Origin of the sequence: Clostridium polynesiense (assembly GCF_000820705.1) — a bacterium.
In the GTDB taxonomy this organism is placed as follows: domain Bacteria; phylum Bacillota; class Clostridia; order Clostridiales; family Clostridiaceae; genus Clostridium_AA; species Clostridium_AA polynesiense.
In genome coordinates, this window is record NZ_CCXI01000085.1 from 1 (window position 1) to 1,781 (window position 1,781).

2 protein-coding genes and 1 tRNA gene are annotated in these 1,781 nt (G+C 33.6%); all 3 read right to left on the bottom strand.

What is annotated here, in order from left to right; translation table 11 throughout:
- Positions 1–391, bottom strand: a 391-nt coding sequence (locus TA89_RS07835; RefSeq protein WP_040212311.1) for a response regulator transcription factor, incomplete at its 3' end; no start/stop codon positions are given.
- Between the two features lie 115 nt (positions 392–506).
- On the bottom strand, positions 507–1,496 hold the full coding sequence (locus tag TA89_RS07840; RefSeq protein ID WP_052447371.1) for a polysaccharide deacetylase family protein: 990 nt from the start codon (positions 1,494–1,496) through the stop codon (positions 507–509).
- Positions 1,497–1,650: 154 nt separating this feature from the next.
- Positions 1,651–1,725, bottom strand: a tRNA-Asn gene (locus TA89_RS07845).
- Positions 1,726–1,781 lie beyond the last annotated feature (56 nt).

A 1,781-nucleotide genomic window follows, 5' to 3' on the forward strand; every position in this document is an offset into this window, starting at 1 on the left:
TTTCATCATTTTCATCATCTATAGGCTCTTCAACTCGCCTAAGAAGTGCTTTTACTCTAAGAGTTACCTCTATGGGGTTAAATGGCTTTATAACGTAATCATCCGCTCCATATTCCAGCCCCATTATCTTGTCCATATCTTGCCCACGTGCTGTAAGCATCATTATGCCTATACTTGGAAACATTTTTCTCAGTTCCTCGCAAACTTTAAAACCATCTATTCCCGGCAGCATGACATCAAGAATAGCCACATCCGGCTTTTCCATAGCTGCGATGCTTAATCCTTCTTCTCCACTTTCTGCTTCTAAAACCTTGAAGCCGTTTCTTTCAAAATTTATTCTTAAAAACCCTCTAATACTGCTTTCATCCTCAACCAGAAGGATTTTATTCATAATAATTACCTCCTAACCCTTCAATTGTATTATTTTTATTATAACCTTTTTATTATATAAAATAAATGATTAACTAATAAAGAGAAGTAATACTATCACTTCTCTTATAATTAAATTACTTTAAGGTTTTAAATTCATAACCTCTTTCTTTGAAATAAGCTATTATTTCAGGTAAAGCGTCAACGGTACTTTCTTTTCCTGCCGCATCATGCATCAATATTGTGATTTTATCTATTTTGGCAGCTTCATACTTTTCAGTTTCCTTCTTTATTTCACTGATTATCTGAGCCTTAGTCCTTCCTGCATGCTTGGCATCAGAAGAATCCACCATCCAATCTACATAGGCAATTCCTTTACCTTTAAAATAATCCTTTACAGGCTGCATATTTTTCCATGACATAGATCCCCCTGGGAATCTAATAACTCTAGTTTCAAAATCATCACCTAAAATAGATTTTATCTGCTTATCTGAGTTATCAAAATCTTCTATTATGTTATTTAATTCAGCTTTATTTTTAGGATATAGCTTTTCATATAGATGGGAAGTTCCATGATTGCCTATAGCATGCCCTTCTTCTAGCTCTCTTTTTAACAAAGTTGAGGTTTCCGGTGCATCATTAAAATTTTTAGCAAGTATAAAAAAGGTTGCCTTAACATCATTGGATTTTAATATATCTAAAACTTTTGGCGTATTTGCTAATGATGGACCATCATCAAAGGTTAAAAAAACCATCTTTTTTCCATCTGTAGGCACAACCTTTTCATTTACCTTTTGAACTTCTGATGAATTATATGTATATTTATCTCCTTCAATAGATGTATTGGAACTTTTTCTTACATCCTTCGGAAGCTTCTTATCTGCTGCTTTATCTTCTTTTGTCTCTTCAATGACTGCATTTTCTTCAGTCTTATTTCCTAAGGTAACTTCCTGCTTATTACCATAAAGGTTTTTTAAATTAAAGCCCTTTAATTTAGAATATTTAACACCAAAATAAGCTACACTTAGGATTGCTCCGATACCTATAAAAGAAATCAATAAAGTAATTATTACTTTTTTTCTTTTTTCTCTTCTGCTTTTGCGGGAAAATATTAATTTTTTTGACATAATATCCATCCTCATTACATTATACTATTTGTTCCATTATACCTTATAATAACAGCTTGTTTCAAATTTGTATACTAAATGGTAATATCAAAAGTAAATATATATTTATACAAAATAAAAAGAGTCAAACTGTTGAATCACAATTTGACTCTTTTGGCTCCGCGGAGAGGGCTCGAACCTCCAACCTATCGGTTAACAGCCGAGTGCTCCACCATTGAGCTACCGCGGAATACAGACCTGGCGACGTCCTACTCTCCCACACAGTCTCCCGTGCAGTACCATCAG